Genomic DNA, 6,000 nt, shown 5'->3' on the forward strand with positions numbered 1-6,000 from the left:
CACAACGCACGCGGGGCAAGCCAGAACAACAAGAGGAAAGAGGCTGAATGCGTTCAGCCAGAGGCTGAAGCGGTGACTGGAGCGGGTGATGGGAATCGAACCCACGCTATTTGCTTGGGAAGCAAAAGTTCTACCATTGAACTACACCCGCACAGCCTTGCATTATAGGCGCCCTCACCGGCGCAATCCGGGTGCGCGCCGCCACACGATGGGGCGGCGCGGAGGCTGCATAAAAGTACAACAGACCACAGTGCGGCGGCACGCACCGCTGGCTTTTGGCTCAGGCGCCCAGCCGTTTCTGGCCTGCCCGGCCAGAGGCCGGCGATTGCAATGTGCGCTGGCCCGAATCGCCTGTGTTGCCCAGGTTGAAGCGCGCAATCGCCATCACCATCTGCTCGGCCTGTCCGCTCAGGCTGCTGGCAGCAGCTGCCATTTCTTCGACCAGCGCAGCGTTTTGTTGGGTGGTCTGGTCCAGTTGCGTGACGGCCTCGCCCACCTGGCTTACGCCGGCGGTCTGTTCGTTGCTGGCGGCGCTGATCTCGGACACCATGTCGGCCACGCGCTGAATGGAGCTGACAACCTCCTGCATCGTGGCACCTGCCTGATCGGCCAGCACCGATCCTTGCTGCACCATGCTGCTGCTGGCCCCGATCAGCTCCTTGATGGCCTTGGCTTCGGCGGCGGTGCGTTGCGCCAGACTGCGCACTTCGGTGGCCACCACCGCAAAGCCGCGGCCCTGCTCCCCCGCACGGGCTGCCTCCACGGCCGCGTTGAGCGCGAGGATGTTGGTCTGGAAAGCGATGCCGTCGATCACGCCAATGATGTCGGCGATTTTCTGGCTGCTGGCGTTGATATCGTGCATGGTGCGCCCCACCTGCGACACCACTTCACCGCCCTGCGCTGCCACGCGGCTGGCGCCCACGGCCAGCTGGTTGGCCTGGCTGGCGCTGTCGGCGTTGTGGCGAATGGTGGCCCCCAGTTGCTCCATGCTGGCGGCTGTTTCCTCCAGCGCGCTGGCCTGGCTTTCGGTGCGACCAGAAAGGTCCTGGTTGCCTTGTGCGATTTCGGTGCTGGCGGCCGACACGCTGTCGGCACTGGTGCGCACCGTGCCCAGGCTTTCCACCAGGCGTACGCGAAACCCTTCCATGGCCTGGGCCAGAGAACCGATTTCATCGCGGGAGCGGATAGACACTTCATGTGTGAGGTCGCCCTGCGCCAGGTAACCGAGTGCCGTGCTCAGCTGCTGCACCGGCAACCCCACCAGCCGGCGTGTGGCCGCCACCAGCACCACGGCCAGCAGCGCAAGCGCCACGGCCAGACCCAGCCACAGCCAGGTGAGTACATAGCGCGCCTCGCCCATCATTTCAGTCAGGGGTGCCTCGGCAACGATGGCCCAGGACCAGGGCTTGTAACGCTCTATTGCCACGAAGCGCGTTGCGCGGTCGCCCTCTGCACTGCGGCGTGGTGACCACTTCGACTCCAGATTGCCGGCCTGCTCAATGGCTGCCAGCGAAGCCAGCCAGGTCTTGGCGTCATCGTCCTTTTCATCCACCTTCAGCGATTTGCCGGCGCCGGGCAGGCCAAAGACACTGCCACGCGCAGGGCCCGACGAGAGGTTGACGGCATACACGGCACCCTAGGTGAAGAGTTTTTGCGCTGCCATCACGGTTTCGAGCTTGCCCAGAATGGCGCCGATGTCGGAGCCGATGTACAAGATGCCGATGGTGCGGTTGCCTTCACGAATGGGCTCATAAACAGACATGTACTCGCGGCCAAACAGGCTGGCCCGGCCGACATAGGTTTTGCCCTCATTCATCAGGGCATAGGCCGGGTGGTTGCGGTCCAGCAACGTCTTGAAGGCACGCTCACCATCCTGCTTTTTGACCGAGGTCGTCACGCGGATGAAGTCGTCCCCCGTGCGCGCGAAGATGGTGGCCGTGGCACCCCCGCTTATTTTGAGAAACTGGTCCACCACATTGAAGTCACCGTTGAGCGCCGCCCCCTCATACGACAGCACGGCCTCGGGCTTGCCATCTGCCCCGGGCACTTCGGCCACTGCAAACTTGCCGGGGAAATTGGCTTTGAAAATGGCGAAATCATGGTGGGCCTGGTCTTGCGCGGTCTCGTCAAAGGTTTGCACCAGCGCGCGCACCTGGGCGGCATATCGGCTCACCTCTTCGGTAGACATGCGGCCAAAATCTTTCCAGAGCAGGCCGCTGACGATGCCCATGGTGATCAGCAAGACCACCAGCAAGCTGACCAACGCAGCCAGTGACAGCTTGAAGGCTACAGAGCGGTGGGCCGCAGGCTTGGGCCCAGATGTGGGGGCGCTAGTCGACGTGGGGTTCATGGGGTTATTTCCGCTCCGGGGTTATCTGCACAAAGCTTGTTTTCGGTTCAATTGACAGGTGTCCATACACGGACCGCCGCAGACAAACCCTGTTGCAGCGTCAGAAACTTGTGTAATAGATGCACAAAAATTGCATCTAGTGGTAAACCCGCAGTTTTACAAAATCAATCTTTGCTGGCTCTCAAACACCCGGGGCTCTGTGGTAAGCGGGTCCACAAACTCCAGCGACCGCGCCAGCAGCTGCAGCGGCCGCGAATAGTCGCCCTCGGGCGGGTCGTTGACCACCGGGTAGAACGGGTCGTTGCGCAGCGGCAGCCCCAGCGCCGCCATGTGCACGCGCAACTGGTGGCGCTTGCCGGTGATGGGCGACAGGCGGTACAGCGCCCACACGCCAGCCACCTGCAGCACCTGCATCTGGGTGTGGCTGTTGGGCTCGCCGGGCACTTCGTGCATGCGAAAAAACTGTGGGCTTTCCTCCAGGCGGCTGCGGTGGTCTCGCGGAAAGTGCACATCGGCACGCCAGGGCGCAACGGCGTCGTAGTGCTTGGTGATTTGGCGGTCGCGAAACAGCGCCTGGTAAGCGCCACGCGTGCGCTGCTGCACCGAGAAAAGCACCAGCCCGGCGGTGTCCCGGTCGATGCGGTGCAAGGGCGACAGCTCGGGCAGCCCCAGGCGGCGTTTGAGGCGCACCAGCAGCGTTTGCTGCAGATACCGCCCCGATGGCGTCACAGGCATGAAATGCGGCTTGTCGGCCACCAGCAGGTATTCATCCTGGTACAGCACCGTTTCTGCAAAAGGCAGAGCGGGCTCAGCCTGCAGATGGCGGTAGTAATACAGGCGAATGCCCCCTTCAAATGGCCGGTGCGGCAGCACGGCCACACCGCGCTCGTCCACCACATCCCCCGCTTGCATGCGCTGCAGCCATTCGCTGCGCTGCACGCCCGGCAGGCGCTGGGCCAGAAAATCCAGCATGCTGCCCTGCCCTTGCGAAGGCAGCACCACGCAACTGGGGCCCACGCCGTCGCGCAGGGGCAAGACAAAGGCATGGCGGGGGTTGTGCATGGCGTGCGGATTTTAGGGCGCGCCAGCTGCAGGGCGCGCGGTGCTGTGCCGGGGCTGTAGGACAACTGCGCCAATACGCCTTTCATCCTGCGGGATCGTCCAAAAAGCGCACGCTGCGGGCTAGCATGGCTTCTCCATGACAGAACCCCAGACTGATACCAACACCGTGCCGGCATCGGCCCCCTCAAAGCCCGTGACGTCATCGCGACGCGCTAGAGGGCAGCGCTTGGCGCTGGGCCTGGCAGGCGGCTTGGTCGGGCTGTTGGTGATTGGCGGCATCGTGCTCACCCAGCTTGACTGGAACCGCGCAAAACCCTGGCTGAACCAGACCCTGAGCGACGCCACAGGCCGCCACGTTGCAGTGGAAGGCGATCTCTCGGCCACCTGGCAGTGGCCGCAAACGCTGGACGATGGCTGGCGCCGCTGGGTGCCTGGTGTCACGGTGCAAGGCACGCAACTGGTCATGCAAGACCCAGCCGGTTTTGCCCGCCCCGGCAAGGCAGCCGAGCCCCGGCCCATGGCCCGGGCGGAAACGGCCCGCGCATCGCTGCGCCTCTTGCCCCTGCTGGCGCGCGAGGTGGCCATCGACACCCTCGAACTCACCGGCCCCGACATCGCCCTGGCCCGCCTCAACGACGGCCGCAACAACTGGACCTTTGAGCCCCAGCGCGCTCCCGGCGACATCACGCCGCGCTGGACGGTCAGCATTGATCGGCTGGTGGTGCGCAAGGGCCAGCTTGCCTACGCGGATGCGGGCAGAGACCTGAACCTGAGCGCGCACATCGACACCATCAACGAAACTGCACCAGCCACCGAAACCGAAGGCCCGGCAATGCCCGCCTCGGCGACCGCATCCTCAACTGCCAGCCCCGCCGCCGCCCCGGTCTACGGCGTGCGCTTTGACCTGAAAGGCACGCTGGGCAAGGCCCGCATCGAGGGCCAGGGCAAGGCAGGCCCCGTGCTCACGCTGCGCGACAAGGAGGTGAACTACCCCCTGCAATTCACCGCCAAGGCCGGCAGCGTGGAAACCGCGGTAGAGGGCATTCTGGCCAACCCGGGCGCGCTGTCGGGCATGAATCTGCAGGTGATGCTCAAGGGCGCCAGCATGGCCGACCTGTATGCGCTGACCGGCCTGGTGCTGCCCAATACGCCCGCTTTTCAGACCAAGGGTCAGCTGCAGGGCAGCCTGCAACCTGGCCGGGCGGTGTGGGACTACCGCGACTTCACCGGCACCGTGGGCCAGAGCGATCTGCATGGCAACCTGCGCTTTGTTTCGGGTGCGCCGCGCGGCAAGCTCTCGGGCAGCGTCACATCCCGCCAGCTGCGCCTGGCAGACCTGGGCCCGGTGCTTGGCACGGCCACCACAACTTCTGCCAAGGCCGGCCGCGGCGGCAAGGTGCTGCCCGATGCCCCGTTTGCCACCGACCGGTGGAACGCCATGGACATGGACCTGAAATTTGCGGGGCAGCGCGTGGTCCGGCAGGGCAGCCTGCCGCTCGAAGACCTCAGCGTGCACGCCCTGCTCAGCGATGCGGTGTTGCGCCTGGACCCGCTGCATTTCGGCGTGGCCAAGGGCAAGATCGAATCGAAGGTGGTGCTGGACAGCCGCAACACACCACTGACCGTGCACATGGATACCCGCGTGCAGAACCTGCGGCTGGCCTCGCTTTTCCCCGAGGTCGAACTCACCAAAAAAAGCCTGGGCCGGCTTGATGGCGCGATGGCGCTCAACGGCAAGGGCAACTCGGTGGCGCAATGGCTGGGCACCAGCAGCGGCGAAGCCCGCCTGTATGTGCGCGACGGTACCCTGAGCCGCGAACTGCTCAACCGCGCCGCGCTCAACGTGGGCAGCGTCGTGGTGGCCAAGCTGTTTGGCAACGACAAAGAGGTGCAATTGCGTTGCGCCGTGGCCGACCTGGCCGTGCGCGACGGCGTGGCCACCGTGCGCACGGGCAAGCTCAGCACCAACGAGGCCATTGTGGACGCCAGCGGCACCATCGACATGGCCCATGAGCGCCTTAACCTGCACATCAAACCCGAATCGCTGCAGTGGAAGTTCTTCTCGCTGCGCACCCCGCTGTATGTGCGCGGCAGCTTTGCCAATCCCGATGTAGGTGTGGAACCCGGCCCGCTGCTGCTGCGCGCAGGCGCGGCGATCGCGGCGGCAGTGGTGGCCCCGGCAGCGCTGGCGCTGCTGCCCGTGACAGTGCCGGGCGCCGACGACGATACGCAGTGCGCCCCCCTGCTGGCGCAGGCCACACAACCGGTCAAGGCGGGCCGTGCGGGCAAGCCCGCAGCGCCTGCACGCCCTGCGCCGCGCTGAAAATCGCCCGCAACACGGCGCTATGCCGGCGCCTAGATAACTCATTTTTTGATAGCTGCTAGCGCTTTATTCATAAGCGCTATAGGCCATTTTCATTAAAACCTTGAAAAAGGCGGTATGCCACTGACGGCAGCCAGGATGGCAAACGCTTGCAGCGATGCTTCAACCTAAAAATCGCAGTTGACCGCTTGCAATCCCTGGATAGGCCCTGTGAAAACTTGCTTTGTATCTCTTTGGAACGTTCACCTTTTGGGTGATTGCGCTA

Annotated in this window: 4 protein-coding genes and 1 tRNA gene; 1 reads left to right on the forward strand and 4 read right to left on the reverse strand. The window is 64.4% G+C overall.

The features are described from left to right. Window positions 1–77: 77 nt before the first annotated feature. The 4 genes from B7Y64_RS14925 to B7Y64_RS14940 form a co-directional block, all read right to left on the reverse strand. Window positions 78–151: transfer RNA gene (locus B7Y64_RS14925), tRNA-Gly, on the reverse strand. 129 nt (window positions 152–280) lie between these two features. Continuing rightward, the gene (locus B7Y64_RS14930; protein WP_291329242.1) at window positions 281–1,630 is read right to left on the reverse strand and encodes a methyl-accepting chemotaxis protein; all 1,350 of its coding nucleotides are present in this window, start codon (window positions 1,628–1,630) and stop codon (window positions 281–283) included. Window positions 1,631–1,636: 6 nt separating this feature from the next. Beyond that, complete coding sequence (locus B7Y64_RS14935; RefSeq protein ID WP_291329244.1) at window positions 1,637–2,350, reverse strand: Cache 3/Cache 2 fusion domain-containing protein; 714 nt, start codon at window positions 2,348–2,350, stop codon at window positions 1,637–1,639. 156 nt (window positions 2,351–2,506) lie between these two features. Next, a complete protein-coding gene (locus tag B7Y64_RS14940) occupies window positions 2,507–3,412 on the reverse strand; it encodes a pseudouridine synthase (protein WP_291329246.1) in 906 nt (301 codons plus the stop codon). Between the two features lie 136 nt (window positions 3,413–3,548). On the opposite strand from B7Y64_RS14940, the gene B7Y64_RS14945 reads away from it, so the two are divergent. Then, window positions 3,549–5,735 carry an AsmA family protein gene (locus B7Y64_RS14945; RefSeq protein WP_291329248.1) on the forward strand — a complete coding sequence of 729 codons (2,187 nt, stop codon included), beginning with the start codon at window positions 3,549–3,551 and terminating at the stop codon, window positions 5,733–5,735. Window positions 5,736–6,000 lie beyond the last annotated feature (265 nt).

Origin of the sequence: Acidovorax sp. 35-64-16, from assembly GCF_002281195.1 — a bacterium.
GTDB classification, from domain to species: Bacteria; Pseudomonadota; Gammaproteobacteria; order Burkholderiales; family Burkholderiaceae_C; genus Acidovorax; species Acidovorax defluvii.